Here is a 25,902-nt window from a genome sequence, read left to right on the forward strand (position 1 = left end):
TCGAGAATACCCGGCCGCGAGTTCCGCTGGTCGAATCGATTCGATACGCTCTATGCATGGAATCGGTCCTCTCCCGCGCGCAGTACGTTCGCTGGCGCAACGCGATCTTCGCCATCTTCCTCGCCAGCGGCGTCTCGATCGCCACCTGGGCGGCGCGTTTGCCCGACATCAAATCGGCGCTGGAGATCTCCAACTCGCAGATCGGCCTGCTCCTTCTCGCGATGGGCCTCGCCTCGATCATCGGCATCTCCACGAGCCCCGCGGTGATGGCGCGCACCGGTGCACGCCACGGGATGCTCGGGCTCATGATCATGCTCTCAGCCGGCCTCGTGCTCATCGGGCTGGGAACCACCGTCTTCGCCTCATTCCCGCTGGTGGTCACCGGACTCGCGCTCTTCGGCTACGGCAACGGATGCCTCGACGTCATGATGAACGTCGAGGCCACCGCGATCGAGCAGCATGCGCGGAAGACGATCCTTCCCCTGTTCCACGCCTTCTTCAGCTTCGGAACGGTCATCGGCGCGGGCTTCGGCTGGGCGGCCACGAACGCCCACATCAGCGTCGCCGTGCACGCGATCGCCGTCGCGGTCCTCATCACGATCGGCGCATTCTTCTGCTTCGCCAACGTCCCCGCCCGCGCCACCGCGCAGGACCCGGTATCGCCCGGTGAGAAGCCGCACTGGCGCGAGCGCATGCACGTCGCCCTCTCGGCCTGGCGCGAGCCCCGCACCTACGCGATCGGCATCGTCATGCTCGGCATGGCATTCGCCGAGGGCGGCGCGAACGACTGGCTGGCCCTGGCCGTCACCGAGGATCACAGCGGAGGTGCGGCGATGGGGGCTGCGGCGCTCACCGTCTTCTCCATCTGCATGACGACCGTCCGTGTCTTCGGCGGCCCGCTCGTCGATCAATTCGGGCGCGTGATCGTCCTGCGCGTCCTCGCCGTGGCCGCGGCATCCGGTCTGCTGCTCTTCATCCTCGCGCCCTCGCTGCCGTTCGTCTTCATTGGCGCGGCACTGTGGGGAATCGGCGCATCCCTCGGGTTCCCCCTGGGCATGTCGGCCGCCGCCGACGACCCCGAGAAGGCGGCTGCGCGCGTCAGTGCCGCCGCGACCATCGGCTATGTCGCGCTCCTCGCCGGTCCCCCGGTGCTCGGCGTCATCAGCGAGCACATCGGCCTGCTGAATACCCTGTTCATCATCGCCGGGCTCGTCGTGGCATCCGGTCTCTTCACCGGAGCCACCCGCCCTCTGAAGCACACCGAACCGGCAGCCGTTCCCGCGGTCACGAAGTAGGCTCGTCGGGTGCGTCTCGTCATTGCCCGTTGCTCCGTCGACTACACCGGTCGCCTCAACGCCCACCTGCCCCTCGCAACCCGCGTGCTCATGCACAAGGGCGACGGAAGCCTCCTGATCCACTCCGACGGCGGCAGCTACAAGCCGCTCAACTGGATGAGCCCGCCGTGCACCCTGGTGTCGGAGGAGCCGGGAGAGGAAGAGGCATCCGCGGGTGTGACCGATGTGTGGCGCGTGACGCACAAGAAGACCGGCGACGCGCTGCGCGTGCAGATCTACGAGGTCATCCATGACTCCTCGCACGACCTGGGCATCGACCCCGGCCTGCAGAAGGACGGCGTGGAGGCCGATCTGCAGCGTCTTCTCGCCGAACAGGTCGAGCGCATCGGTGAGGGAACGACCCTCGTGCGCCGCGAGTTCCCCACGGCGATCGGCCCCGTCGACCTCATGGTGCGCGACGCGAACGGCGCCGCGATCGCCGTCGAGATCAAGCGCCGCGGCGATATCGACGGCGTCGAGCAGCTCACCCGCTACCTGGAGCTCCTCGGCCGCGACCCGCACCTGACTCCGATCACCGGCATCTTCGCCGCGCAGGAGATCAAGCCGCAGGCCCGCGTTCTCGCCGAGGACCGCGGCATCCGCTGCTTGGTTCTCGACTACGACGACATGAAGGGCGTCGAGTCGGGCGTGCCGCGCCTGTTCTGATCTGTCTCACCCGGCCGGAGTCCGGGGACCTGCCGAGCCATAGGCTGGGAGCATGTCAGCTTCCCCGTTCTCCTGCGTCCTGTGGGATGTCGATGGCACGATCGCCGATGCGACGCCCGGCATCTTCCCCCGCCTTCTCGAGGTGCTCGCCTCGTTCGGCCTGCCGGCGCCGGATGCCGCGACGATGCCCCAATGGGTCGGACCGCCGCTGTACGAGTCGTTCCAGCAGATCGCAGGGCTGTCGCCGGAGCAGGCCGACGATGCCCTCGCGCGCTACCGCGGCCTCGCCGCGCGCGACGGCTACGCGGCCTCGGTCGACATCTACCCGGGTGTCCCCGAGGTGATTCGGGCGGTCGCTACGACCGGGATCCCGCAGGCGACGGCGAGCACGAAGCCCGAGAACCAGGTGCGGGCGATCCTCGAGCACCACGGCATGATCGACCTCTTCACGGCGATCTCGGGTGCCCGCAGTGGCACGGAGGGGCGAAACGACGGCAAGGCACTGGTGGTCGGCTGGGCGCTGGAGCGTCTGCGCGCCGCGGGCGCCGACACTTCGCGCCCGGTGCTCGTCGGAGACCGGCACCACGATGTGAACGGTGCCGCGGAGTACGGGATCCCCGTGATCTTCGCCGAGTGGGGCTTCGGGGACGCCTCCGAGGGCGATTCGGCCGCGCATCGCGCCGCGGATGCCGCAGCGCTGAAACGGCTTCTGCTCCCCTGACGCCGTCCGCCGCATAAAACACAGCACTCCCTGCCGAGCGGCGTCGATGACGCGCGCTCGTCAGGGAGTGCTGGGATCAGTCCCTCAGAGGGGACGGATGTTCTCAGCCTGCAGGCCCTTGGGGCCCTGGGCGACCTCGAACTCGACGCGCTGGTTCTCGTCGAGCGAGCGGTAGCCGCTTGCTTCAATTGCGGAGTAGTGCGCGAAGACGTCAGCGCCGCCGTCATCGGGGGAGATGAAGCCGAAGCCCTTCTCCGAGTTGAACCACTTAACCGTGCCTTGGGTACTCATGTACTGCCGTTCTGCTGGAATGTCGCCGGAGCTGGATGCCCCGACGATGCCCACATTATCTGCGCAGGGCCAGGAGGGAATACCCCGAACCGGATGGTAACCCAAATGTTGCACGAGAGATTCGGCGGAAAAATAAACGGCCCTCACCGCGGGGGGAGCGATGAGGGCCAAAGACGACCGGAGGGTGCGTCAGAAAACACTGTAACGCGAAATATCCGTTTTGTCCCCCATTTGGGGGACAAATGTGAAAATCTCCAAAAAATCGACGCTCAGAGGCCGACGGGAGCACGATTCATCACCATAGGGGAGCGTGGGCCGAGGATCCAGCACCGGCCCTAACGTGTTGCGCATCGACGCGTCAACCCCGTCGCCGGATCCGACGATGCGAACGAGAGTCGTATCCACGGATCGCATGATCCCCGACGAAAGGAATGGATCAATGGGTATCGGAGACAAGGCCAAGCACGCCGCCGAAGACGCCGTCGGCCACATGAAGGAAGCCGCCGGAAAGCTCACCGACAACGAGCGCCTCGAAGCCGAGGGCAAGGCCGATCAGGCCAAGGCCGACATCAAGAAGGCCGGCGACCAGGTCAAGGACGCATTCGACAAGTAGGCGTGAGATGAGGACCCCCTCGCCCGTCACGGGCGAGGGGGTCCTTTCTGCGGCCGTGCGTCAGGAGATCGCCGAGAACACTCCGCCGATGAGAAGCCCGATCAGCGTCGTCCATCCGACGATCGCGATCGCTTGCCAGAACAGCACTCGGGCCTTGCGGACACCGAGAGCCGCGAGCATGGTGGCCGTGAACATGGTCGGCAGCAGCAGCGGACCGAGCAGGCTCACCCCGGGAACGCCGTAGCGCTCGAGCGCGGCGTGGAACTTCTCGCGACGGGCGGCCTTCCGTGCGGTCTCATCAGCGATGACGGCCTCTGCCTCGAATGCCTCGACCTCGATGACCGACCCATCGGAGGCGACCAGCGCCTTCGCCCGTGAACGGTTGATCACCGCGGAACGCGCGTGAGAGCCGGCGAGCACGAGGATCGCGACGCAGAGGAAGTTGCCCGCGATCGCCGCGATGCCGGCGACGAACGGGTTGATGCCTCCGATGATGCCGATCGTGACGGCGCCTTCACCCTCGATGAAGGGAACGGCGCCGGCCAGCGCGATGATGAGCGGCTGGATGAGCTCGGGCACCTGGGCGACGAGGTTCTGGAACGTCTCGATGAGGTTCATGGTGTTCTCCTTCTGAAGTCTTCTGCGGTGTGGTGTTCCGCGATGACTCCATTCCATCCGTCGGCGGAGGATCCGATAAGTGTCGTTCCGTCACCTTCTCCCGTGCGGTGTGCACGGCGCACGGGTGACAAGTGTCACGCCCATAGGCTGAGGGCATGAGTTCGATCCCCGGGGCCGTCGCCGACGGTCCGAACCGCATGAAACGCGGCATCAATGCCACCTGGTGGTACACCGTCTCCGGCATCGTCTTCTTCCAGCTCGTGCTCGTCCTGGTCTGGTGGCCCGTCGCGATCGACCGCGGCCCCGTGGCCGGGTCGATCGTCGGCATCGGCGGCCTGGTCTGGACCGCCGCGACCGTGCCAGTGCTGCTGCGCTACCGGCACCGCGCCGACACGGGGAGCGCCATCGACGGCTGGCGCGCGAATCTCGCGCCCTTCGTGATCGTCGTCATCTTCGCCGTGGCGGCCTCCGCGACCACGGGATACGTGACCTTCGGCGCCCTCCCGGTTCTGCAGATGCTCATGCTGCTGAACTGGCCGCGGGGCATCCGCGCGCGCGTCGCGCTGGTCGCGACGGCGGTTCTCGTCGCCACCTGGATCATCGACCGCCGGATCGCCCCTGTGCTCGATCCCGAGAATCCGCGTTCGTGGATCCTGGTCGGGTTCTTCTCGATCATTCTCCCGATCATGACCGTGCTCTCTCTGTGGTGGTGGGATGTCATCGGCACACTCGATCGGGCCCGTGCCGCCGAATCGCGCCTGGGTGCCACCCAGGAGCGCCTGCGCGTCGCGACGGACGTCCATGACCTGCAGGGGCACCACCTGCAGGTGATCGCCCTGCAGCTCGAGCTCGCCGAGCGTCTGCTCGAGAAGGAGAGGCCCGACACGGCGCTCGAGCAGCTCAGACTCGCGCGCACGAGCGTCGACAAAGCCCGCCAGGGAACGCGCGACCTCGCGCTGCGGTTCCGGGGCGTCCCCCTGCGCGACGAGATCGCGAACGCGGTCGATCTGCTCCGTGCTGCGGGCACGACGGCGGAGGCAACGGTGAGCGACGACGCGGATCGTGCCCCGGCATCCGTTCTCGGTCCGGTGATCCGCGAGACGACGACGAATGTGCTCAAGCACGGTAACGGACGATGGGCGCGGCTGTCCCTGCGCCGCGAGAGCGGGTTCTGGCGGTACGAGATCGCCAACGACAGTTCGGATGCCGCGGCCGGCGGCGACGGTTCGGGACTCGAGGGGATCGCCCGCCGTGTCGGCGAGGTCGGGGGAGCCCTCGAGGTGGACCGCAGTCGGCATGAGTTCACGGTCGTCGTGACCGTTCCGGAGGAGAAGCGATGATCCGCGTCGTGATCGCCGATGATGAGGCGATGATCCGTTCGGCCGTGGCCGCTCTCCTGCGGCTCGAAGACGATATCGATGTCGTCGGCGAGTGCGCGGACGGGCTGCAGGCCGTCTCTATGGCCGAGGAGCTGCAACCGGATATCTGCCTGCTCGATCTCGAGATGCCCGGCCTCGACGGCGTCGAGGTCGCCGAACACCTGCGGCGCAGCGTCGCGACCCGATGCGTGGTGATCACCCGGCATGCCCGCCCCGGCGTGCTGCGTCGAGCACTGGCATCCGGAGTCGCCGGTTTCCTGCCCAAGTCCCGCAGCGCCGATGAGGTCGCCGAGGTCATCCGACGGGTGGCGGCAGGAGGCCGCTACGTCGACCCGGAGGTCGCCGCCGATGCGCTCAGCGATGAGCGCAGCCCGCTGACCGAGCGCGAGCTCGACGTGCTGCGCGCCGGTCGGCGCGGTGAGACGACCGGACAGATCGCCCGCACGCTCTCCCTCGCTCCGGGAACCGTGCGCAACCACATATCCGCCGTGCTGTCGAAGCTCCACGTCGCCACCCGTCAGCAGGCAGTACTCATGGCCGAGGAGCAGGGGTGGATCTGAGTCGCTCGGTGGTCTCGCCGACCGGGAGCATTAGCCTGCCATCATGACTCGTGACGATTCCGCCCCCTCGGAGACCGGATCATCGGAAACCTCCTCCTCGGAAACGGGACGCAGTTCTCGCCGTTCCTTCCTGCGCGCATCGGGAGTGGGAGCGCTGGGCATCGCCACCGGTGCTCTGGGCGCCGTGGCGATCGGACAGGCCGCCCGGCCCCACCCCGACTCGACCTACGGCTTCACACCGCTGAAGGCACGGCACGAGCCCGGATTCGACCACATCGTCGTGATGATGTTCGAGAACCGGAGCTTCGATCATATGCTCGGCCGGCTATACACCGAGAAGACGGTGCCCGAGGGGCAGAAGTTCGAGGGACTGCAGTCCGGCGATCACTCGAATACGGCCCCCGATGGCACGGTCGTCGCCGCCCACGTCTACGAGGGCACGACGGACGACATCATGAGCCAGCCGAACCCCGATCCCGGCGAGTACTACTCGCACGTGAACACGCAGCTATTCGGCGTCGTCGATCCGGCGAGCAACGAGGATCTCTCCCAGCATCCGGTCGAAGCCCCCTGGAATGCTCCGAAGAAGGGCCAGAAGCCCGATATGTCGGGCTTCGTGCGGGACTACATCATCAACTACCGCCTGGCGCGGGGCACCGACCCGAAACCGGAGGAGTACGCGCGCGTGATGGGCGGTTTCTCGCCGGAGATGCTGCCCGTGCTCTCGGCCCTCGCTCAGGGCTTCGGGGTGTACGACCACTGGTTCTGCGCCGTCCCCTCGCAGACGTTCTGCAACCGATCCTTCTTCCATGCCGGTACATCGCACGGGTTCGTGACGAACGTTCAGCACGGCGGGCAGAAGAAGTGGTTGGACGCTCCTGCGGTGCCGACGGTCTTCAACCGGTTGGAGGACGCCGGCAAGACCTGGCGCGTCTACTACGACGCGGACCAGGTCGTGTCTCTGACCGGCATGCTGCATGCGCCATCGATCGAGAAGTACTGGAAGACGAACTTCCGCAGCATGGAGCAGTTCCACAAAGATGCCGCCGACGGGAACCTGCCCGATTACGCGTTCATCGAGCCGCGCATGGTTTTCGACCACAACGACATGCACCCGCCGGTGAGCAAGCCAGAGGTCGTGGCCGATCCGGATGGGGGAGAACCCTTCGACAGCGCGATGTCGGACATGCGGGCCGCGGAGGCGCTGCTCGCCGAGGTCTACACCTCGGTGCGCTCCGGGACCAGCAAGAAGGGGTCGAACGCGATGAACACGCTCATGCTCGTCACGTTCGACGAGCACGGCGGCATCTACGACCATGTTCCGCCGCCGACCGCGCTGCCGCCGACGAAGGACGGTGAAGCCGGGGAGATGGACTTCACGTTCGACCGCCTCGGGGCGCGCGTACCGACGATCGCGATCTCGGCGCACACCGCGGCCGGCACCGTGATCAACGATGTGATGCACCACGGAGCGCTCGTGAAGACCCTCTGCGAACAGCATGGTCTCGCTCCGCTGACGCAGCGGGATGCCGCGGCGACGAGCCTGCACAACGCGGTCAACCTCAAGACTCCGCGGCAGCCGGCGCTGTGGCCGGATGTGCATCGGCCGTATGTGCCGAAGAATCCCGAGGCGGGACTGAGCAAGCCGACGGATGAGAAGCACCGCGATCGTCCGCTGACCGCTCCGGCGCTCGGCCTCATCGGCCTGCTCCTCGCGCGCTACGAACCCGATGCCGAGCTGCCCAGCAGCTACGGGGACGCCTACGAGGTGCTCACCAAGCACGGTGAGGGTCTGTTCGGGGTCAGCGACTGAACTCGGGGCGCTTGCGCGGACGGCCGCTCAAGCCAAGCAGCACGAGCGCGATGACGATCGGAATGTAGACGAAGATGTCGCCGACCGTGAGGACCTCGCCGAGCAGCAGCGACGCTCCCAGAAGCAGCACGGGTTCGAGATAGGACAGCAGCCCGAACAGCGACAGCGGCAGCAGCTGCGACGCCAGGATGTAGCAGACCATCGCGATGCCGCTGAGGATCGCCATCGTCAGCATGAGCGGCCAGGCCGCGGGGATGCCGCGGCCTGGCTCGCTCGCGTAGAAGAAGACGATCATCGCCACGGCCGGCAGGGTGAGGACGATGATCTCGAGGAAGAAGACCTGCATCGTGTCGAGCCCGGTGGCACGGCGCAGAGCGAAGTAGACGGGGTAGAGCCCCGCGATCAGCAGTACCGGCCAGGTGATACCGCCGGCGATCACAAGCTGTGCGAGCACGCCGATGGCCGCTGCGGCGACCGCGCACCACTGCAGGATGACGAGGCGGTCGCGGAACAGGAAGCGTCCGACGACGACCATGACCAGCGGCAGCAGGAAGTACCCGAAGGCGACGTCCTGCGCATGCCCGTGCGCCGCTCCCCACATGAACACCCATAGCTGCGCGCCCATGATCGCGCTGTTCACGAGCAGCAGGACGATGAGCTTCGGGCTGCGGAAGATGCGCCTGACGACCGCGCCGAGAGCGGCGCGTGCGCGCGGCGCGGTGTGCAGGGCGATGAGCGGCAGCAGGATGAAGATCACTCGCCAGGCGGCTGCTTCCTCGGAGGTGAAGCCGTGGAGGTTTCCTCCGATCAGGCTGATGATTCCGAAGAGCACCGAGGCCAGAAGGGATGCCGCGACGCCACGGCTCAGCGTGGAGGTGAGGTCGGGGCGGCGGATGATGGCCTCCTGGTGTCGGCGTACTTCTCAAATGTAGCGCCGCGATCCGAGCAACCAGGGTTGACAGCAGGCGAGTGGGCAACGTAGGTTGACAGCATGTTGTCAACCCAGGTTGCGGCGACGGCTGCCGACACGTCCGATCCCCGAGCGGGGCTGCGCGCCGTCGCATCGCTGCGCACCCTCGCCGACGCTCTCGAGCTGCAGCAGGTCGAGGCGGCGCTGCGCGCCGGCATGACGTGGCAACAGATCGCGGATGCCCTCGGCGTCACGCGCCAGGCCGTGCACAAGAAGCACGCCCGCCGAGTCGACCCTGCGATCCGGATCCCGGGAAAGCGCGCATGAGCCGCCTCACCCGGATGATGGCGGCGAGCCAAGCCGTATCCCTCGCCGCGATGGAAGAAGCGTCCCGACGCGGGCGCCGCACCGCCGACATCGATGACATGCTGCTCGCCCTCAGCATCGACAGCGGCGTCGCGGGCCAGGTGCTGCGCAGCCTCGGCATCACGATCGACCGCGCGCGTGCTGCCGTGAGCCTGCAGCACGCGCAGCAGCTGTCGCACGTCGGCATCTCCGCGGCATCCGACGACGGCCGCATCACGTTCCATGAGACCGCGGCCGCCTTCGAGTGGAGCAAGCGCGCGCTCGAGCTGCTGACCCGCTCGACGCAGAAGGGTAAGAACGGCGACGCCGCCGCGATGCTGCGCGAGCTCCTCGATGAACCGAGTGGCCTGATCGCCGAGATCCTCGCGCACCTGGGCACATCGACGGATGCCGTGCGCAGCCGGCTCGACGATGCCGAACGCATCCCCTCGCACAACGCGAACGCCATCGACCCGGCACGTCGCCGCGCAGCATCCGATGCCTTCGTCTCTGCGCCGCCGAGCGAGGCGTGGGCGCTCCTGAGCGACCCGCGACGCGTACCGGAATGGGATCCGGGCATCGCGTCCATCACCGTTCCGGAATACAACGGCGCCGCGACGGGAATGGCTTGGGAAGCGCGCAGCGTCACCGAGCGCCGGCACGACGGCAAACCGATCCGGATGAAACCCGAGGCGGTGCGACAGCAGGTCGAGCTCACGCACCTCGAGCCGGATCACGCCATCGCGTGGCGGTTCACCTATCCGGATGCTCCGCACAGCAACGCCCGGCACGTGCGCATCGACCTCGCACCCGCCGCCGGAGGCACTCAACTGCGGCTGACGCTCCAGCGGGAGCGACGTCCCGGCACGAAACGGCGCCGCATCCGCGGCTTCATCCTGCGACCGGCGCACCGCTTCATCGTCTGGCTGCAGCTGACCCAGCTGACCGCGGAGATCAGTCGGGTATATCGCTGACGCTCATGAATCACTGCGAATCCACGAGCCGCCCTGCTCGCTCAGGGAGATCGTGGTCGCCCGGTCGGTCAGGTCCCATGAGCGTCAGAGCAAGGACGAGACCGCCCATGCCCGTCATCATCGAGAACTTCTTCATCATGGTCATACCCCTCGGGCTCGTTTGAGCCCACCGCCACGATGGCCGGAAACAGAAAGACCCCCGCTCCGGGAAAAATCCCAGGCCGGGGGCCTTTTCGATTCGCTGTGCGCGAGGGGGGACTTGAACTGACCTCGACCCCCTCGCGCCGCGAAACTCGGAGGGACGTTCTGCCGCAGAAAATCAACGATCTACGGCATGTGATCTGTGGATAACTCCGCGGCGATACGCCGAGATACAGGTTGCTTAGCACTTTCGTTAGCACTTTTCCGAGGGGGTGGCCCTGCCATCCTCGGACTGCTCCTCAGTCTTCACAATGTACGTCGGTGTAGGTTTCTACGACACGTTGATTGTCGGGGTATCCGGCGGCGTCCAGTGCGTCTCGTACCTCCGCCCGCACCGCTTCGGCATAAGCGAGTGCCTCTAGCCGCTCGCCGGTAGGCGGCTTGACCGAATCATCCGAGTTGCTGAGCGTTTCCTCCCACAAATGAAGACTGTCAGGATCCGGCTCGGCGTCGCGAAGAGCGACGGCTGCCACTTCCATTGCCTGAGCCGGAGCGCGCTCATCCAAGACCTCCAGCTTCCAGGCGACCTCGCATCCGTTGATCATCTCAGCTCGATCTGGGTCTAGGAACGACACAGGCCCGCGCGTCAGATAGAGACCGGCAAGCACCAGCGCCACCACGCCTGCAAATGCCAGACCCAGCCATAGCAACCAGCGTCGAGGTGTATTTTCGTTCGCCATTCGGAGATCCACTTTCAGTAGCCCTGGGCATCGGGCCGCATAGTCTGTGCTGTGGCCGGGTCATAGGTCACTCGGGTTTTGTCGGGTAGGTCGCGCGAGGGGGTGCCTGGTGTCCAAATCGCCAGCGCCAGCGCGAGCAGCGGAAGCAGGAACGCGAGCAGCGGAAGGATCATGACGCCGAGGAATGCCGCGCTGACAAGTCCGATGAGCACTCCGATCATCACACGAACAGCGATCCGGCCGGGCAGGCGAGCCGCGACGAACCAGCCGGTCGCGGCCCCGCCGAAGACTGCGGCAGCCACGAAACCCGGAGCCATGCCATCCCACTCCGGTGCGTATTGGTAGGCGACGGTGATACCGACGAACGATCCCGCCAACAGCACGAGAGGTGCCCAGGTATGCATAGGGCGCAGGCGGGATCGGGAGGTCAGCAGTATCCCGCACGCGCCAAGCAGCGGAAGCGCACCGATCAGCGAGATGGTGATGCCCTGTCCCATCGCGATGGTCGCATCAGGCCCGCCCTGGAACCATCGTGATCCGGTCAACGCATATGCAACACCGACCGCGCCTGCGACCGCTGTCACCAGGAAGAGCAGGCGGGCGACATCACGAGAACGCGCAGAAAGGGCCCGTGGAACGGCAGGAACCGCGGATGCCACCCTGTGGTTGCCCCCGGTGGCGAGAACGGTGATACCGAGAGCGATAGCAGCGACGCCCGAGGAGTATGGGGAGACGAGCGAGATACCGACAATGGGCGCGGCGATGACACCGGCGACCAGGGAGAGTACGAGTACCAGCCACCGTGGGAGTCGTGTCTTGCGTAGCAGTCCGTCGAGAAGCACGGCGATCGCCACGGCACCGATCGCCCACGCCGCGACCACAAGCCATGACCATGCGGCAGCGAAGGCAGGCATCGCCATTCCCGCGTCAGCAGCAGCAAAGCCCGCAGCCCACGAAATGCTGGACAGCACCGCGAGAGCAAGCGCAACCGTCACCAGCGGAACCAGCGCGAGCGCACGCGGCTCCGAAATGACACCCCGCTCCCTGAGTAAAGCGAGCACGCCTATGGAGACGAGTAGCGGGCACGCCCCTCCCGCCAATACGGGAAGCACCCACCCCGCACCCGCCTCGGCGAACAAACCGAGTCCCCAGGTCGTCAGCAGCCCCGCCACCACGGCAAGACCTAACGCGAGCACGGCGCACCGCAGTGCGAATCTCGTACCCAATCGCGAGCCAAGCCCGTACACAGCAGCCGTTGCATGTTCGGATGCTGAAGGGGCAGTCTGTCCGGACTCTTCCGCCTGTTCGAGCATGGTGCTCAGCAGCACCTCACCGTTGCGCTCACGCCACTTGCGCGGATACCACCTCAGCAAACGGCTGTACTGTTCTGACCGTTCCATGCTCACGCCTCCGCTCCTTTGAAGAACCCCATTGCCGCGCCAGGCAAGGCCATGCGAGTTCGAGCGACCCGCACGGACCGCTCCAGCAATTCGACCTCCTCCGTAAGACGAGCCGACCCCTGATCCGAGATTCGGTAGTAGCGGCGGGCGCGACCATTGATGACTTCTTCGCCATCCGTATGTATCAGCCCATCCCGTTCGAGCCGTTCCAATGTCGCGTACAGAGTCGTCACTTTCAGTGACACCCGGCCCTCCGAAGCGGCCTCCGTTTCACGCAGTATCTCGTAGCCATGCCGACGCCCACCCGCAAGCGCTGTCAATATCCAGAACACTGGCTGCGTCATCGAAAAAGCACTCATCCTCCCACCATATACCCACTACCGGCATATACCCACTAACCAAAGGGTTGCTACACCTTATGATCCTGAATGAACGTATGCTACCGTGGTAGATACCAAAGTTGCCGTACTGGAAATCATTGGTGGTGAGTCTCATGCATGGCGGTGTGATCCTGTTCCGGGGGACCGGGGCCGATGCGCGCCGCTATGTCGAGGCCGACCGCTCTCGCGCCGATGACTACTTCGTCGGCGCTGACACGTCCGTGGCGCAGTTCACCGCGCTCGACGGTGACGGGAACGTGACCGCCGCGCTCGGACTGGAACCAGAGGTGTACGCGGGCTGGGTGGACTGGCTCGACCCGCTCTCCGAGGAGTCGATGGGTAGGCCGCGCCTGCCGGGCGAGGGGCGGCAGGGTTCGCCGCGGTTTGCGGAGATGGTCGTGAACGCTCCGAAGTCGCTGTCGATCGCCGCAGCTCTCCATCCCGAGGTCTCCGAGGCGCTCGACCTCGCGCAGCGGGACGCCGTGCGCGAGATTCAGCGGTGGCTGGCACAGCACTCCGTCACCCGTGTGGGGCCGCGTGGGAAGCAGGAGGTTGTGCCCGTCGAGCAGTTGCAGACGGTGGCGGTGTCGCATCGCACGAGCCGGGCGGGTGATCCGCACCGGCATATCCACTTCCAGATCGGCACCCGCGTCTGGGCGGCCGGGAAGTGGCGGGCGCTGGACACCGCGGCGCTGTTCCGTCAGCAGGGCACGATCCGTGCCTTTGGCACCGCCGTCATCGCGGCGAACCCCGAGCTTGCGGAGGTGCTGGATCGGCACGGCCTGACGCTCGATCCGGTATCAGGTGAGGTGGTCGAGCTCGAGCGGTTCAACGGCGTGATGAGCAAGCGCGGCGAGCAAGTCCGCCGACACCTGGAACGGCTCGAAGCGGAGTGGGAGGCGGCGCACCCGGGCGAAGGGATGGGGCCGGTCGTCTCCGCCCGTCTCGCGGCGAAAGCGTGGGCGTACGAGCGGCCCGCGAAGAAGCCCACGACCCTCCGCGAAGAACAGGCGTGGGTGAGCGAGTTGCGGGAGGCCGGCTACGACCCGGCCACGTTGCGCCGGCCCGTGCGTCGTGCGCCGGCATCGCTGGATGACCTCGCCGTACAGACCGTGGCAAGCCGAGCGCTGGATCGGTGCGCCGCAGGCAGTTCGGCGTGGACTCGGCATACGGTGCAGGAGCACGTCACACGGATCATGACCGAGTACGGCGTGCAAGCCGCACCCGCTGAGATACGCGAGTTCGTGCAGATCGCCACCGCGTTGGCGATGGAGGATTGCTTCTCGATCCTCCCGCCCAGCGCGGCTGCCCCGGAGCATGTGGCGCACTTCACGTCGCTCAGGGTGGTGCAGTCGGAAACGGAGCTGCGCGACCTCCTCGCCCCGCGCATCCCGAAACAAGACCTTGAGTACCCGGACGTGCGCCGGGCGGCGCGCAGGCGGGGGCTGGATGCCGGGCAGGAGCGCGCCGCCGCCGCGGTCGCATCGACCGACCCGCTCGTGGTTGTAGAAGGCGCGGCAGGGAGCGGGAAGACGACGATGCTCGGGGTTGCAATCGAGGTCGCCGCACGACACGGGCGGGCGTCGCGGGTGGTTGCGCCGACGTTGCGCGCCGCGCAGGTGGCGCACGATGAACTCGGCGTGCCCGCGACGAGTGTTGCGGGGCTCGTGCACGCGCACGGGTGGCGATGGAACAGCGACGGCGTATGGACGCGCCTCGCACCGGGAGACATTGACCCGGACACGGGCCGCACCTATCGCGGCCCGGCAGAGGGCGCGCGGCTGGGGCGGGGTGAGCGGGTGATCGTGGACGAGGCCGGTATGCTCGACCAAGACACCGCAATCGCCCTCCTGACCGTCTGCGATGAAGCGGGCACGACGGTCGCGCTGGTCGGGGATCGGGCACAGCTCGCCGCCGTCGGCAGAGGCGGAGTGCTCGACATGGCCGCACACATCAGGGGCGGCACGTTCGACATGGCTGAGGTGCACCGCTTCACCGACCCCGCCTACGCCGAGGTCACGGTACGGATGCGCGACGGGCGCGACCCTGGCGAGGTGTTCGACCGGCTCGCCGCGCTCGGACTTGTGCGCCTGCACGCGAGCGACGAGGAGGTGCGTGAGCACATCGCCGAGCAACGCCGGGAGGGAGAAGCGGTCACGGTCACGTCCAACGACGAGGCCCGCACTGTCAACGCGCGTATCCGGGAGGAACGGGTGGCGAGTGGTGAGGTCGACGACCACCGCACCGCGACCGGCAGTGACGGTCTCCCCATCGGTGCCGGAGACGTGATCCAAACACGCAAGAACAACACCAGCATCGGTGTGGCGAACCGGCAGAACTGGATCGTGCAACGCGTCGAACAGGACGGGACATTGCGGGTGCGCGAGGCCGGGAACGGGCGGAAGCGGCAGCGCACCGTGCGCCTGCCCGCCGAGTATGTGGCCGAGCACGCGCACCTGTCCTATGCGACGACCGCCTACGGGGTGCAGGGTGCCACCGTCACCAGTTCGCACACGATCCTCACTGATGCCACCAGCACCGCAGGGGTCTATGTCGGCATGACTCGCGGCCGCGAACAGAACCTGTTGCACGTCGTCGCCGAGAGCCAGGAGCGGGCGCGGGAGCAGTTCGTCGCGGCGATGGAACGCGACCGCGCCGACCGCGGCCTCACCGACGCGACCGAACGCGCTGCAGAGGCCGTGCGGGGACTCGTGGATGAGGGGCCGGTGCGTCTCGTGCAGACAGAGCGGGCACGCCTCACCCAGCTCATCGAACGCGCGGAGCAGCAAGCGGCACTGCTCGAGGATGCCGCCGCTCGATTCGCCGCCCAGAAGCAGGCGCATCACGTCGAAGCCGAAGAGCACGCCGAGCTTGTGACCCACGCGAAGAAGACCGCCGAGCACACCCGCAACACGGTCACCGCCGACGTGGAGACGCGAACCCGCGCGGACGGGCAAGAACTCGTGAAAGCTCGCGCGCATCTTCACGCCGCTCGCGACGAGGCGCGGGCGGCGAGGTTCCGGCGCAGGCGCGCTGCCGCCCGGAACATCAACCTCGCGGAAGAATCGGTCGAGAAGATCGAGCAGCAGGTCACCCAGACATGGGGCACCGCACCGTCTCTCTTGCGCCCTGCCTCCGAGTGGGCGAAGAAGATCGCGACGGAACACGCTGACGCTCACTCGGAGGTGCAGGCGGCTGAACAGGTTCTCAGCGACACCGAGGCCGCGAGGCAGCAGACGGCCCAGCGGCAGGCCGTCGAGCGGGATCGCCTCACCATCGAGGTGTACGGGGCAGAACAGGCACGGCAGATGCGAGGCACCTTCCGCATCCCCAACCCCAGGGCCGACGCCGAGCACGCCAGGAAGCGGGCAGCCGAGGCGCGGCGGGTGATCGCTGAGTTGGACGCGCGCCCCGTCGCTGAGGCCGCCGAATGGCTCACCCAGCGGCGAGAGCAGCAGCGGGCCGAGCGCGAGGCTCTGCAAGCCCTCCAGGAGGCCCTCACGCGCCGCAACGCTGGGCTGACCAGGACTGGCCCGGATCAGCGGCGAGACGGGCCGGGGCGCAGCTTGTGATCTGGCCTGGTGACGCTACAGAGACAGCCCGCCGTGGGGTGTTGGCGGTTCCGGGCGGCGTATCTCCGTGCCGAACGACTCCGCGGCCGAGCGAGAACGGCTGCGGCGGGCCGCGTCGAGTTCGCGATCCAGAACGTCCGCCGTCCGCGAGATACCCCGCACTTGGAAGCTGCGCACCTGCTCCACCGTCAACGCCTCCCCAGGTCGCATGCTCCCGTCGAGCCGGTAGAGGTTCGGCCGGATCAGCGCGTCGATCCCGCTGTGATCCTCAACAATCGCGAGGGTGCGGGCGTGGGCGAACACGTCGCCGGGAATCTGGGACCAGTCGATGACCCATCCGGCGTCGCGGGCGAGCTGGTTGAACATGATGTGCTGACTGCGCGTGTTCACGTCTCGGAACGGATGGATCGCGGTCGTCTCACCCCAAACCCATGCCAGTCCGTCGGAGAACGCATCCGGGTCCAGGCCGCGGAGATGGTCACGGGCGGCGAGTTCCCCGAAGACTCGCTCAGCCTCGGGCACGATGAACGGCGGACGGCAATGCGCAATGCCGGTGCCGCCAGGGTGAGTGTCGGTGTTGCGGATGTCGCCACCCCAGACATACAGATCGGCGGTCAGATGCTGGTGGATGGCCTGCAAGTGGGCGAGGTCGAGTCGTCCGGGGATCGGGTGCTCGGTGAGTTCGACCATGCGCTGATGGATCGCGGCCGTCTCGACGGCTTTCCAGCGGTCGTAGTCGGTGATGCCGAGCTTGTTGATCAGAACGAGGCTGTTCGGGTAGCTGTAGCGGTCGGGCACTGGTGCTCCTGCCCGGACGGGTTACTTCGCGGGGAAGCGGTCAAGCGCCGCAGCGATCGCCTCGCGCACCGCTTCATCCGCGGACAGTTCCCCGCGCACCTGACGGCGGGCAATCTCTCGATCCGACTCAGTGACGACTGCACCGGCCGTGACCTGCCCGGCCTCGACCTCCGCGAGCACACGCCGGACATGGGCCTCGGATACGGGGGTCTTGAGAGCCATTCGGGGTGCCTCCTTGTGGTCGGCGTTCTTGGGTTAGTTTACGTTGCTCCGCTGACATTCGCCGGGAGGCCAGGGGCGGGGGTGCCGATTCGGCACGGCCAGTGGATTGTCAGGCTTCGCCGTTGTCGGTTGCGGCGTCGGCGAAGAGGGCGAGGAATTTCTCGCGGGGGATCACGATGCGCCGACCGAGCTTCACATGCGGGATGGTGCCTTCGTTGATGCTCGTGGTGATCGTGCGGGGATCGACGCCGAGGGCTTCTGCGGCTTCTTTGCGGGTGATGACGAGGCTGCGCCGCTTACGGAGGTCGTCCATGTCGAGGGTGCTCTGCCGCATCGTCACACCATCCGTTCGTGTCAGCGCCGAGAAATGTGGTTCCTCCCACCGTAGAGAATCGCACTTGCGCTGTCAAGCATTGCGTTGTAGTTTTCTACTATGGAAACAGGGAGGGTGCGGGGCAACCCCGCAGGCATCACGAACACGCACGTCGCGCAGAACATCCGCGCCGCCCGTCAAGCGATCGGCATGGACTTGCGCACCATGTCCGACGGCCTGAAAGCCGCAGGGCGCAAGCTCTCCACCTCAGGCATCAGCAAACTGGAGGCCGGGGATCGCCGCGTGGACGTGGACGACCTGACCGTGATCGCCTACCTGCTGCGCACCACCCCGGCCGCACTCCTGACCCCACCGGATGAGCAGACGACGCTCACGGGCGTGCCGGAGGGGTATGAGCCGGAAGAGATCGACAGGTGGATGCGTGGGGAACTCGTGCTCACCGATGAGGGGCTGTTCAACTACTGGCAGCAGGAATGGGTGGTCTGCACCGACCGCATCCACTACCTCGAAACCACGCTCACGGGCATGACTGCCCCGAGCAAGGACGACCCCGAGAAGCCGAGCGCGCACCCGAAGACCATCGCCGCCTACCAAGAGCGCTTGGAGACGGCGCGGGCACGCGCGCGCGCGATCCAGGAGCGGGGTGTGCAGCTCGATCCGGAGGGGCGTGTGTTCAACGCCGCCGACTACGCCGAAAATTACGGCGATACGCACCGGCCCGGGCAGACCACGGCAAGGAGCACCCTGTCATGAACGCGGCGAAGCAGCCTGCCGAGCAGGGCGGCGGGGGTGAGAAGCAGCAGCGGCGTTCGCGCTCACGGCAGCCCGGCTCGATCCAGGGCTACGACACCGACAAGGGCAAGCGGTGGCGGTTCCAGATCTACGTCCTGAAAGACCCGGAGTACCCCGAGATGGGGATGCGCCGCCTGACCCGTTCCGGGTTCACGAGCACCGACGAGGCGAACGACGCCTTGCAGGAGGCGTTGAAGCAGCGGAAGCAGAACGAGAAGTTCGGCAACAAGGTGCCGACAGTCGGAACCTATGCGGATGAGTGGGCGGCAGGGCTCAAGCTCGCGGCGTCCACGATCAAGGGATACAAGAAGATCATCCGCAACCACATCCGCCCCCAGCTCGGCCCGATCCGGCTCGACAAGCTCACCGCCACGAGGATCGCGCGCCACTACCGCGACCTCGAAGACCACGGCCGCCGCGACGAATATGGCAAAGGTGAGCCGCTGTCGGCCAACAGCGTCCACAAGGTGCATGTCGTGCTGGGAGCGATCCTCGACGCGGCGATAGACGACGGGCACTTGACGGTGAACCCCGCGAAGAAGAAGCGCACCGTCAAGCCCCCGAAGTCCAACGAGGTGCGGGCGCAGAAACCCGAGATCGCGACGTGGACGGCCGAGCAGTTGCAGACCTTCCTCACCTGGAACCGCGACACGCTCGAAGACGAGCTGTTCCCGCTGTGGCGACTCATCGCCTACACCGGCATGCGCCGCTCCGAAGCCCTCGCCCTCAAGTGGTCGGACATCAACACGAAGACGATGCGGGTCAGCATCCGCCGCGCCGTCGATACCGACGACTGGACGAAGACGAAGACCACCAAGACCGGGCAAGCCCGCGTCATCGACGTGGACGCCGAAACCCTCAAGGTGCTCGCCTCCTACAAGGTCACCCGCGCTGAGGTGTCGTTCGAGCTGGCGAAGGCCGACGCCTATGTGTTCGGCGACGACGACGGGAAGCTCCGCTCACCCGACGCGATGACCAGCCGATGGGATCGTCGCCTCAAGTGGGTGACCGCGCAGTTCGACTCCCTGCACCGCGTCACGATCAAAGGACTGCGTCACACCCACGCCACCCTGCTCCTCGAACTTGGCGAACACCCCAAGGTCGTCCAAGAGCGGCTTGGGCATTCAACGATCACGACGACGATGAACATCTACTCCCACGTCACCCCGACCATGCAGCGCTCGGCAGTAGACCGCTTCGCCGCCCACCTGAACGGCTGATCCAGGAGAACGACGATTGTAAGACTCCGAACCGCTAAGCCGAGCGTCGAGGGCGGGTAACCGCGTAGACCTCGAAACAAATCCCGAGCACGATGAGGACGAAGCCGACAACACCGAGGGCTGTATAGGTGATAACCAGAGCACCCGCAAGGATCATGGCGATCGAGAGAATCACGCCAACAAGCGCCGCTGTGCTCAACTTCATACTTCGAGCCTATCCAACGCTGCTCTCATCGACTGAGGTGGCTGCGTCCTCACCTCACGGAACCGCTAAGCACCCGTTTCTGTGGCCGTCCTGAACCACTCGCACATCGCCCTTAGCACTTTTTCTAGCACTTCCAACGAAAACGACCCCTGACCTTAGGAACTAAATCCCAGGTCAGGGGCCATTTCATTTGCGTGCGCGAGGGGGGACTTGAACCCCCACGTCCATAAGGACACTGGCACCTGAAGCCAGCGCGTCTACCATTCCGCCACTCGCGCGAACCTGTTGCTTTCCGAAGAACCCAACTTCACGAGGATAGCACGCGATCCGGGGCGCCAAGAACTCGCGTGCACCCCGGGTGTTTCGCACATCCGGCTGCGTCGACAGGCGCATATCCAGATCACCTGGCTACGATGTGGATACCGGTCAGACATGCCAGAGGAGCCCAGTGGGACTACTTGACAGCTTTGAGAAGGGTCTTGAGCGCGCTGTGAACAGCGCATTCGCCAAGACCTTCCGCAGCGGCATCCAACCGGTCGAGATCGCCTCCGCGATCCGCCGTGAGGCCGACATCAAGGCTGCGGTCGTCAGTCGCGACCGCATCATCACCCCCAACAGCTATGTCGTCCGCCTCAGCCCCGATGACCTCGATCGGATGCAGGCGCTCGGCGGTGCCCTCACCGATGAACTGCACGCGCTTCTCAACAAGCACGCCCGCTCGCAGGGCTACAGCTTCGCGGGTCCGCTCTCGATCGCCTTCGAAGGCGACGAGAAGGTCGCCACCGGCACTGTTCGCGTGAATTCCGGCACCGCCGAGGGACGCGTCACCTGGGAAGCGGTGATCGATGTCGACGGGCGCCGTCACACGCTCTCCGGCGCGCGCACCGTGATCGGCCGCGGCAGCGACGCCGACATCACGATCGCGGATGCCGGCTCCAGCCGTAAGCACGTCGAGGTGCTGTGGGACGGGGAACGCGCCATGATGCGCGACCTCGGATCCACCAACGGCACCAAGGTCAACGGGCAGAAGGTGCGCGAAGCGCCCCTTCCCTCCGAGACCACGATCACGATCGGACGCACCGATCTGGTCTTCCGCGTCGTGCCGGTCGCGGCCGACCCGTCCAACAGATTCAGGGATCGGTGACGGCATGAGTGAACTCGTCCTCCTGCTGCTGCGCATCGGTTTCCTGGTGCTGCTGTGGTTCTTCGTCTTCGGCGTCGTCTACTCGCTGCGCGCCGACCTCTTCGGCGTGAAGGTGCGCAAACTCCCTGCCGAGGCGGCATCCGGCATTCCTGTCGCGGCCCCCGCACCCGCTCCGGCTGCCCGCCCGGCGCCGGCGCCGCGCACCGGCGGTCCCGCCACGGCATCCTCCGTCTCCAAGCTCGTCATCACCTCCGGCCCGAAGGCCGGCCTCGAACTGCCGCTGGGCACCGAGCCGATGACGATCGGCCGCTCCAGCGAATCGGGTCTCGTGATCCGCGATGACTACACCTCCAGCCACCATGCCCGCCTCCTGCTGCGTGCCGACGGCTGGGCCATCCAGGACCTCGATTCGACCAACGGCACCTACCTCACCGGCAAGCGCCTGAGCGGCTCGCCGGTGCCGATCAGCATCGGCGACACGATCAAGGTCGGCGCCACCACGTTCGAGCTGCGAGCCTGACCCCGGTCATGGTCTTCGAAGGCTCGAGCACGGCGATCTCCCATACCGGGAAGGTCCGCTCCAACAACCAGGATTCCGGTTATGCCGGGGCCAACCTCTTCGCCGTCGCGGACGGCATGGGCGGGCACGCAGGCGGCGATGTCGCCTCCAGCATCGCGATCCAGCACCTCGAGCGCCTCGATCAGGCGTTCCCCTCCACCGACGACGCGCAGGCCGCGTTGCAGGCGGCGGCGACCACCGCGGCATCCGACCTGATCCGCGCCGCCAAGGAGCGTCCCGAGCTCGCCGGTCTCGGAACCACGGTCAGCTCGATCGTCATGGTCGACGACTACGCCGTCATCGGCCACATCGGCGACTCCCGCATCTACCTGTACCGCGATGACGCGCTGACCCAGATCACGGCCGACCACACCTTCGTGCAGAGGCTCGTCGACTCGGGGCGCATCACCGAGGAAGAAGCCCGCTACCACCCGCGCCGATCCGTGCTCATGCGCGTGCTCAGCGACATGGACAACGATCCCGAGCTGGATCTGTTCGTCATGCCGACGCTGCCCGGCGACCGCTGGCTGCTCTGCTCCGACGGACTGTCCGGCGTCGTCGATGACCCGCACATCCTCAAGGCGATGCGCCTGGGTCTTCCCCCCGGACGCACGGCCGACAACCTGCTCAAGCAGGCCCTCGACGGCGGAGCGCCCGACAACGTGACGATCGTGATCGTCGAGGTCGGGGGAGCGCACCCCATCGTCTCCGGCGCGCCGGTCGTCGTCGGCTCGGCCGCGAACCCCTCCGGCATCCTCATCCCGGCCGTCCGGCCCGCCCGTCCGAGCTGGCTGCACCCCGTGCGCCAGGCCGCCAACGAGCCCTCGCACTTCGAGCCGGCCGCCGACTACCTCGAGGAGCTCATCGAGGAGGACCGCCGTCGTGCCAAGCGGCGCCGCATCGGCTGGATCGCGGCCCTCATCGCCGTGCTGCTCGCCCTCACCGGCGCCGGTTTCATCGCCTACAACTGGACGCAGACGCGCTACTTCGTCGGCGCCGACGACGACAGCGTCGTGATCTTCCAGGGAGTCCAGCAGAACATCGGGCCGATCAAACTGTCGACCGAGATCGAGGACACCGGCATCCTCCTCGCGAATCTGCCGCCCTATCAGCGCGCATCGGTCGAACGGACCATCAACGCCCGTTCCCTCTCCGATGCCATGGCGATCGTCGATCGTCTGCGCGCCGGCGAACAGGCCGTCACCGGCCAGACCCCGACGCCCACCCCGACCCCGCCGGCCCCGCTGCCGTCGCCCGATACCGACGGAGAGGATGCCGGATGACCGATATCGCGGCCGATACCGCCGTCCTGAAGGCCCTGCGCCGGATGCGCCTGCCCCAGACGCAGCGCAACCGGGAGTTCTGGCTCCTCCTGTTCGCCTGCGCGCTCAGCGGCGCCGCGCTCGCCCTCGTGCAGCTGGGCGCTCTGGGTCTCATCGACCCGTTCATCCTGTTCATCGGAGGCGGACTGGCAGTGCTCGCCTTCGCCCTGCACTTCGTGCTGCGCGCCGTGGCATCCGACGCCGACCCGTTCGTCCTGCCGATCGCGACCCTGCTCTCGGGCCTGGGCATCGCGATGATCTATCGGATCGACATCGCCGAGAACAACACCGGCTGGGCCGCGTATTCGACCAAGCAGTTGGCCTGGCTCGGCATCTCGCTCGCGGGTGCGATCGCGATCGTCATCCTGCTGCGCAACTACCGGGTGCTGTTCCGGTACACGTACCTGTTCGGCCTCACCGGCATCGTGCTGCTCCTGCTGCCATTCATCCCCGGCCTGGGCGCCGATGCGGGGGCGGATGTGTGGATCACGATCCCGGGCTTCGGATCGTTCCAGCCCGGCGAGATCGCCAAGATCTGCCTGGCGATCTTCTTCGCCGGATACCTCGTGCGAACGCGTGAGAGCCTGACCTCGGTCGGAAAGCGCTTCCTCGGCGTGACGTGGCCGCGCATGCGGGAGCTCGGGCCGGTCATCGTGGTCTGGCTGATCTCGCTCGGCATCATCGTGATCCAGCGCGACCTCGGCACCGGAATGCTCATCTTCGGCCTGTTCATCGCGATGCTCTACGTCGCCACGGGCAAGACGAGCTGGGTGCTCATCGGTCTCACGGGCGTCGTCTCGGGAGTTCTCGCCGCGACACAGATCCTCAGTTACGTGCGCGGCCGATTCACGAACTGGCTCGACGCGTTCAACCCCGAGGTCATCGAGTCCGCCGGCGGCAGCTACCAGCTCGTGCAGGGCATCTTCGGCCTCTCCCACGGAGGCCTGATCGGCACGGGTCTCGGGCAGGGACGACCGCAGATCACCCCGCTCGCGCACAGCGACTACATCATCCCGAGCCTGGGTGAGGAACTGGGCCTGATCGGGATCTTCGCGATCCTCTGCCTGTACATGGTGTTCGTCAGCCGCGGCATCCGGATCGGCATCGCCGGCCAGGACGACTTCGGAAAGCTCCTCGCCACGGGCCTGTCGTTCACGATCGCCCTGCAGGTGTTCATCATGGTCGGGGGCGTCACGCGGGTCATCCCGCTGACCGGTCTGACGACCCCGTTCCTCGCGGCCGGCGGATCCTCGCTCGTCGCCAACTGGCTCATCGTGGCGCTGCTGCTGCGCATCTCCGACGGCGTGCGCCGCCAACCCCGGGTGGTGATCGGATGACGAAAGAACTCCGCCGACTCAGCATCGTGATGCTGTTCATGTTCCTGTCGCTGTTCGCCGCGACCAGCTGGATCCAGGTCGTCGACGCCGAGAATCTCGCGCAGACGAGCGGCAACACGCGCTCCCTGCTCGACAGCTACGAGATCCAGCGCGGCTCGATCATCGCCGATGGCGTTCCGATCGCCTACTCGGTCGCCAGCGATGACGAGTACCAGTACCAGCGCGTCTACACGGATTCTCCGATGTGGTCCGACGTCACGGGCTACTTCAACCCGGCGCTGCAATCCTCGACGGGCATCGAGAACATCCTCAACGCCGATCTTTCCGGCACCGGCGCGAGCGCGTTCTTCGCCGAACTCGAGCGGATCGTGTCCGGCCAGCCCCAGCGCGGGTTCAGCGTCGAGCTGACTCTGGATGCCGCGGCTCAGCGCGCCGCGTACGACGCCCTCGGCAACCTTCAGGGAGCCGTGGTGGCGATCGAGCCGTCGACCGGGCGGATCCTCGCGATGGTCTCGACTCCCGGCTACGACGCGAACACGCTCGCGGTGCACAGCGCGAGCGAGGCGAGCGAGGCCTATGACGCCCTCGATGCGCGGCGGCCGAACCCGCTGCAAAACCGTGCGACGCGCGACGTGAACCCTCCGGGCTCGACATTCAAGGTCCTCGTCGCCGCCGCGGCCTACGCGACCGGCGAGTGGACCCCAGAGTCGACGCTGCCGAACCCCGCCCGCTACACGCTGCCGGGCACGTCGACCGAGATCTCCAACGCGTGGGGCGGAGCATGCGGATCCGGCACCACCGTCTCCATCCAGGAGGCCCTGCGGCTGAGCTGCAACATCCCCATGGCGGAGCTGGCGGTCGAGCTCGGCACCTCGACCATCTTCGACATGGCCGAGGCGTTCGGCTTCAACCAGACCTTCTCGACGCCGCTGGAGAGCGTGGCATCCGAGTACCCGCGAGCGATGAGCTCCGACCAGACGGCGCAGAGCGGCTATGGTCAGGGACCCGTCACGGCGACGGCGCTGCAGGTCGCTCTGATCTCGGCCGGGCTCGCCAACGACGGGGTGGTGATGAACCCCCGATTGGTGGATGCCGTGATCGGGAACGACCTCTCCGTGATCCGCCAGTACGACAGCTCCGAGTTCGGCCGCGCGACGGAAGCCGACGTGGCCGATGCCGTTACCGAGGGCATGGTCGCCAGCGTGGCAAACGGGGCCGCTACGGGTGCAAGAATAGACGGGATCGATGTTGCCGGTAAGACGGGAACATCGGAGAACCACGGCAACGATCCGTACACGCTGTGGTTCACCGGTTTCGCACCGGCGGACAACCCGCAGATCGCTGTGGCCGTCGTCGTCGAGAACGGCGGCGGAATAGGACAAGCGGGAACCGGCGATACACTCGCCGCCCCGATCGCAAAGAAGGTCATTGAGGCGGTGCTTAACAAATGAGGCCGACGCAGGGTGTGTCGTTCGGTGGTCGATACGAGCTTCAGTCGCGTATCGCGATCGG

General features: G+C 66.7%; 28 protein-coding genes and 1 tRNA gene. 17 read left to right on the plus strand and 12 right to left on the minus strand.

Features of this window, described 5'->3' with window-relative positions:
- Positions 1–56 precede the first annotated feature (56 nt).
- Genes Q0Z66_RS04440 through Q0Z66_RS04450 form a run of 3 tightly spaced genes read left to right on the plus strand, consistent with a single transcriptional unit; the run spans position 57 to position 2,721 of the window.
- Positions 57–1,295: an MFS transporter gene (locus tag Q0Z66_RS04440; RefSeq protein WP_298038239.1), complete on the plus strand. Its 1,239-nt coding sequence runs from the start codon at positions 57–59 to the stop codon at positions 1,293–1,295.
- Positions 1,296–1,304: 9 nt separating this feature from the next.
- The gene (gene nucS, locus Q0Z66_RS04445; protein WP_298038242.1) at positions 1,305–2,000 is read left to right on the plus strand and encodes an endonuclease NucS; all 696 of its coding nucleotides are present in this window, start codon (positions 1,305–1,307) and stop codon (positions 1,998–2,000) included.
- A 52-nt stretch (positions 2,001–2,052) separates the two neighbouring features.
- Positions 2,053–2,721 carry an HAD hydrolase-like protein gene (locus tag Q0Z66_RS04450; RefSeq protein ID WP_298038244.1) on the plus strand — a complete coding sequence of 223 codons (669 nt, stop codon included), beginning with the start codon at positions 2,053–2,055 and terminating at the stop codon, positions 2,719–2,721.
- An 84-nt stretch (positions 2,722–2,805) separates the two neighbouring features.
- Here the strand turns inward: Q0Z66_RS04450 and Q0Z66_RS04455 are convergent, their stop codons facing one another.
- A complete protein-coding gene (locus Q0Z66_RS04455; RefSeq protein ID WP_298038246.1) occupies positions 2,806–3,012 on the minus strand; it encodes a cold-shock protein in 207 nt (68 codons plus the stop codon).
- A gap of 439 nt (positions 3,013–3,451) precedes the next feature.
- On the opposite strand from Q0Z66_RS04455, the gene Q0Z66_RS04460 reads away from it, so the two are divergent.
- The gene (locus Q0Z66_RS04460) at positions 3,452–3,625 is read left to right on the plus strand and encodes a CsbD family protein (RefSeq protein ID WP_298038248.1); all 174 of its coding nucleotides are present in this window, start codon (positions 3,452–3,454) and stop codon (positions 3,623–3,625) included.
- 60 nt (positions 3,626–3,685) lie between these two features.
- Here Q0Z66_RS04460 and Q0Z66_RS04465 read toward each other — a convergent pair whose 3' ends face one another.
- Positions 3,686–4,243, minus strand: a complete 558-nt coding sequence (locus Q0Z66_RS04465) for a small multidrug efflux protein (protein ID WP_298038251.1) — start codon at positions 4,241–4,243, stop codon at positions 3,686–3,688.
- A 155-nt stretch (positions 4,244–4,398) separates the two neighbouring features.
- Here Q0Z66_RS04465 and Q0Z66_RS04470 point away from each other — a divergent pair, with 155 nt between their 5' ends.
- From Q0Z66_RS04470 to Q0Z66_RS04480, 3 genes are read left to right on the plus strand one after another with little or no spacing between them, the layout of a single operon-like run.
- The gene (locus Q0Z66_RS04470) at positions 4,399–5,583 is read left to right on the plus strand and encodes a histidine kinase (RefSeq protein WP_298038253.1); all 1,185 of its coding nucleotides are present in this window, start codon (positions 4,399–4,401) and stop codon (positions 5,581–5,583) included.
- Positions 5,580–6,182: a response regulator transcription factor gene (locus Q0Z66_RS04475; RefSeq protein WP_298038255.1), complete on the plus strand. Its 603-nt coding sequence runs from the start codon at positions 5,580–5,582 to the stop codon at positions 6,180–6,182. The genes Q0Z66_RS04470 and Q0Z66_RS04475 overlap by 4 nt, the downstream gene beginning before the upstream one ends.
- Positions 6,183–6,225: 43 nt before the next feature.
- Entirely contained in the window at positions 6,226–7,995 is a 1,770-nt protein-coding gene (locus tag Q0Z66_RS04480; RefSeq protein WP_298038258.1) for an alkaline phosphatase family protein, read from the plus strand.
- On the opposite strand, the gene rarD is transcribed toward Q0Z66_RS04480, so the two are convergent.
- Positions 7,985–8,893 (minus strand): EamA family transporter RarD, encoded by a 909-nt coding sequence (rarD, locus tag Q0Z66_RS04485; RefSeq protein WP_366938968.1) that lies wholly within the window; start codon positions 8,891–8,893, stop codon positions 7,985–7,987. The two genes, Q0Z66_RS04480 and rarD, sit on opposite strands and share 11 nt — an antisense overlap.
- A 93-nt stretch (positions 8,894–8,986) precedes the next feature.
- Here rarD and Q0Z66_RS04490 point away from each other — a divergent pair, with 93 nt between their 5' ends.
- Both Q0Z66_RS04490 and Q0Z66_RS04495 read left to right on the plus strand, forming a co-directional pair.
- The gene (locus Q0Z66_RS04490) at positions 8,987–9,232 is read left to right on the plus strand and encodes a hypothetical protein (protein WP_298038260.1); all 246 of its coding nucleotides are present in this window, start codon (positions 8,987–8,989) and stop codon (positions 9,230–9,232) included.
- Complete coding sequence (locus tag Q0Z66_RS04495; protein WP_298038262.1) at positions 9,229–10,224, plus strand: SRPBCC family protein; 996 nt, start codon at positions 9,229–9,231, stop codon at positions 10,222–10,224. The genes Q0Z66_RS04490 and Q0Z66_RS04495 overlap by 4 nt, the downstream gene beginning before the upstream one ends.
- Before the next feature lie 10 nt (positions 10,225–10,234).
- Here the strand turns inward: Q0Z66_RS04495 and Q0Z66_RS04500 are convergent, their stop codons facing one another.
- The 4 genes from Q0Z66_RS04500 to Q0Z66_RS04515 form a co-directional block, all read right to left on the minus strand.
- The gene (locus tag Q0Z66_RS04500) at positions 10,235–10,363 is read right to left on the minus strand and encodes a hypothetical protein (RefSeq protein ID WP_298038265.1); all 129 of its coding nucleotides are present in this window, start codon (positions 10,361–10,363) and stop codon (positions 10,235–10,237) included.
- A gap of 301 nt (positions 10,364–10,664) precedes the next feature.
- Positions 10,665–11,105, minus strand: a complete 441-nt coding sequence (locus Q0Z66_RS04505) for a hypothetical protein (protein WP_298038268.1) — start codon at positions 11,103–11,105, stop codon at positions 10,665–10,667.
- Between the two features lie 14 nt (positions 11,106–11,119).
- A complete protein-coding gene (locus tag Q0Z66_RS04510) occupies positions 11,120–12,511 on the minus strand; it encodes a hypothetical protein (RefSeq protein WP_298038271.1) in 1,392 nt (463 codons plus the stop codon).
- The gene (locus tag Q0Z66_RS04515) at positions 12,508–12,864 is read right to left on the minus strand and encodes a PadR family transcriptional regulator (protein ID WP_298038273.1); all 357 of its coding nucleotides are present in this window, start codon (positions 12,862–12,864) and stop codon (positions 12,508–12,510) included. The genes Q0Z66_RS04510 and Q0Z66_RS04515 overlap by 4 nt, the downstream gene beginning before the upstream one ends.
- A 101-nt stretch (positions 12,865–12,965) precedes the next feature.
- Here Q0Z66_RS04515 and mobF point away from each other — a divergent pair, with 101 nt between their 5' ends.
- Positions 12,966–16,457: a MobF family relaxase gene (mobF, locus tag Q0Z66_RS04520; RefSeq protein ID WP_298038276.1), complete on the plus strand. Its 3,492-nt coding sequence runs from the start codon at positions 12,966–12,968 to the stop codon at positions 16,455–16,457.
- A gap of 15 nt (positions 16,458–16,472) precedes the next feature.
- Here the strand turns inward: mobF and Q0Z66_RS04525 are convergent, their stop codons facing one another.
- From Q0Z66_RS04525 to Q0Z66_RS04535, 3 genes are all read right to left on the minus strand, one after another.
- A complete protein-coding gene (locus Q0Z66_RS04525; protein ID WP_298038278.1) occupies positions 16,473–17,255 on the minus strand; it encodes a Fic family protein in 783 nt (260 codons plus the stop codon).
- A 21-nt stretch (positions 17,256–17,276) separates the two neighbouring features.
- Complete coding sequence (locus Q0Z66_RS04530) at positions 17,277–17,477, minus strand: hypothetical protein (RefSeq protein ID WP_298038281.1); 201 nt, start codon at positions 17,475–17,477, stop codon at positions 17,277–17,279.
- Positions 17,478–17,586: 109 nt separating this feature from the next.
- Entirely contained in the window at positions 17,587–17,811 is a 225-nt protein-coding gene (locus Q0Z66_RS04535; RefSeq protein WP_298038283.1) for a helix-turn-helix domain-containing protein, read from the minus strand.
- 99 nt (positions 17,812–17,910) lie between these two features.
- On the opposite strand from Q0Z66_RS04535, the gene Q0Z66_RS04540 reads away from it, so the two are divergent.
- Positions 17,911–18,564: a helix-turn-helix transcriptional regulator gene (locus Q0Z66_RS04540; protein ID WP_298038285.1), complete on the plus strand. Its 654-nt coding sequence runs from the start codon at positions 17,911–17,913 to the stop codon at positions 18,562–18,564.
- Positions 18,561–19,823, plus strand: a complete 1,263-nt coding sequence (locus tag Q0Z66_RS04545; protein WP_298038287.1) for a tyrosine-type recombinase/integrase — start codon at positions 18,561–18,563, stop codon at positions 19,821–19,823. The genes Q0Z66_RS04540 and Q0Z66_RS04545 overlap by 4 nt, the downstream gene beginning before the upstream one ends.
- A gap of 34 nt (positions 19,824–19,857) precedes the next feature.
- On the opposite strand, the gene Q0Z66_RS04550 is transcribed toward Q0Z66_RS04545, so the two are convergent.
- Positions 19,858–20,028, minus strand: coding sequence for a hypothetical protein (locus Q0Z66_RS04550; protein ID WP_298038290.1), 171 nt, complete (start codon positions 20,026–20,028; stop codon positions 19,858–19,860).
- Positions 20,029–20,223: 195 nt separating this feature from the next.
- A tRNA-Leu gene (locus tag Q0Z66_RS04555) sits at positions 20,224–20,306 on the minus strand.
- A 170-nt stretch (positions 20,307–20,476) separates the two neighbouring features.
- On the opposite strand from Q0Z66_RS04555, the gene Q0Z66_RS04560 reads away from it, so the two are divergent.
- Genes Q0Z66_RS04560 through Q0Z66_RS04580 form a run of 5 tightly spaced genes read left to right on the plus strand, consistent with a single transcriptional unit; the run spans position 20,477 to position 25,841 of the window.
- The gene (locus tag Q0Z66_RS04560; RefSeq protein WP_298038293.1) at positions 20,477–21,172 is read left to right on the plus strand and encodes a DUF3662 and FHA domain-containing protein; all 696 of its coding nucleotides are present in this window, start codon (positions 20,477–20,479) and stop codon (positions 21,170–21,172) included.
- A gap of 4 nt (positions 21,173–21,176) precedes the next feature.
- A complete protein-coding gene (locus tag Q0Z66_RS04565; protein ID WP_298038296.1) occupies positions 21,177–21,692 on the plus strand; it encodes an FHA domain-containing protein in 516 nt (171 codons plus the stop codon).
- 8 nt (positions 21,693–21,700) lie between these two features.
- Positions 21,701–23,014, plus strand: coding sequence for a protein phosphatase 2C domain-containing protein (locus tag Q0Z66_RS04570; RefSeq protein WP_298038298.1), 1,314 nt, complete (start codon positions 21,701–21,703; stop codon positions 23,012–23,014).
- Positions 23,011–24,390 carry an FtsW/RodA/SpoVE family cell cycle protein gene (locus Q0Z66_RS04575; RefSeq protein ID WP_298038300.1) on the plus strand — a complete coding sequence of 460 codons (1,380 nt, stop codon included), beginning with the start codon at positions 23,011–23,013 and terminating at the stop codon, positions 24,388–24,390. The genes Q0Z66_RS04570 and Q0Z66_RS04575 overlap by 4 nt, the downstream gene beginning before the upstream one ends.
- Complete coding sequence (locus Q0Z66_RS04580) at positions 24,387–25,841, plus strand: penicillin-binding protein 2 (RefSeq protein ID WP_298038304.1); 1,455 nt, start codon at positions 24,387–24,389, stop codon at positions 25,839–25,841. The genes Q0Z66_RS04575 and Q0Z66_RS04580 overlap by 4 nt, the downstream gene beginning before the upstream one ends.
- Positions 25,842–25,902 lie beyond the last annotated feature (61 nt).

Source organism: uncultured Microbacterium sp., from assembly GCF_947632095.1.
In the GTDB taxonomy this organism is placed as follows: Bacteria; Actinomycetota; Actinomycetes; order Actinomycetales; family Microbacteriaceae; genus Microbacterium.

Excerpts from the sequence above, each read along its gene's own strand:
- Q0Z66_RS04440 (WP_298038239.1), top strand. The coding sequence starts at position 57 with ATGGAATCGGTCCTCTCCCGCGCGCAGTACGTTCGCTGGCGCAACGCG.
- Q0Z66_RS04450 (WP_298038244.1), top strand. The coding sequence starts at position 2,053 with ATGTCAGCTTCCCCGTTCTCCTGCGTCCTGTGGGATGTCGATGGCACG.
- Q0Z66_RS04455 (WP_298038246.1), bottom strand. The coding sequence starts at position 3,012 with ATGAGTACCCAAGGCACGGTTAAGTGGTTCAACTCGGAGAAGGGCTTC.
- Q0Z66_RS04460 (WP_298038248.1), top strand. The coding sequence starts at position 3,452 with ATGGGTATCGGAGACAAGGCCAAGCACGCCGCCGAAGACGCCGTCGGC.
- Q0Z66_RS04465 (WP_298038251.1), bottom strand. The coding sequence starts at position 4,243 with ATGAACCTCATCGAGACGTTCCAGAACCTCGTCGCCCAGGTGCCCGAG.
- Q0Z66_RS04470 (WP_298038253.1), top strand. The coding sequence starts at position 4,399 with ATGAGTTCGATCCCCGGGGCCGTCGCCGACGGTCCGAACCGCATGAAA.
- Q0Z66_RS04475 (WP_298038255.1), top strand. The coding sequence starts at position 5,580 with ATGATCCGCGTCGTGATCGCCGATGATGAGGCGATGATCCGTTCGGCC.
- Q0Z66_RS04480 (WP_298038258.1), top strand. The coding sequence starts at position 6,226 with ATGACTCGTGACGATTCCGCCCCCTCGGAGACCGGATCATCGGAAACC.
- Q0Z66_RS04490 (WP_298038260.1), top strand. The coding sequence starts at position 8,987 with ATGTTGTCAACCCAGGTTGCGGCGACGGCTGCCGACACGTCCGATCCC.
- Q0Z66_RS04495 (WP_298038262.1), top strand. The coding sequence starts at position 9,229 with ATGAGCCGCCTCACCCGGATGATGGCGGCGAGCCAAGCCGTATCCCTC.
- Q0Z66_RS04500 (WP_298038265.1), bottom strand. The coding sequence starts at position 10,363 with ATGATGAAGAAGTTCTCGATGATGACGGGCATGGGCGGTCTCGTCCTT.
- Q0Z66_RS04505 (WP_298038268.1), bottom strand. The coding sequence starts at position 11,105 with ATGGCGAACGAAAATACACCTCGACGCTGGTTGCTATGGCTGGGTCTG.
- Q0Z66_RS04515 (WP_298038273.1), bottom strand. The coding sequence starts at position 12,864 with ATGAGTGCTTTTTCGATGACGCAGCCAGTGTTCTGGATATTGACAGCG.
- Q0Z66_RS04530 (WP_298038281.1), bottom strand. The coding sequence starts at position 17,477 with ATGGCTCTCAAGACCCCCGTATCCGAGGCCCATGTCCGGCGTGTGCTC.
- Q0Z66_RS04535 (WP_298038283.1), bottom strand. The coding sequence starts at position 17,811 with ATGCGGCAGAGCACCCTCGACATGGACGACCTCCGTAAGCGGCGCAGC.
- Q0Z66_RS04540 (WP_298038285.1), top strand. The coding sequence starts at position 17,911 with ATGGAAACAGGGAGGGTGCGGGGCAACCCCGCAGGCATCACGAACACG.
- Q0Z66_RS04545 (WP_298038287.1), top strand. The coding sequence starts at position 18,561 with ATGAACGCGGCGAAGCAGCCTGCCGAGCAGGGCGGCGGGGGTGAGAAG.
- Q0Z66_RS04550 (WP_298038290.1), bottom strand. The coding sequence starts at position 20,028 with ATGAAGTTGAGCACAGCGGCGCTTGTTGGCGTGATTCTCTCGATCGCC.
- Q0Z66_RS04565 (WP_298038296.1), top strand. The coding sequence starts at position 21,177 with ATGAGTGAACTCGTCCTCCTGCTGCTGCGCATCGGTTTCCTGGTGCTG.
- Q0Z66_RS04570 (WP_298038298.1), top strand. The coding sequence starts at position 21,701 with ATGGTCTTCGAAGGCTCGAGCACGGCGATCTCCCATACCGGGAAGGTC.
- Q0Z66_RS04575 (WP_298038300.1), top strand. The coding sequence starts at position 23,011 with ATGACCGATATCGCGGCCGATACCGCCGTCCTGAAGGCCCTGCGCCGG.
- Q0Z66_RS04580 (WP_298038304.1), top strand. The coding sequence starts at position 24,387 with ATGACGAAAGAACTCCGCCGACTCAGCATCGTGATGCTGTTCATGTTC.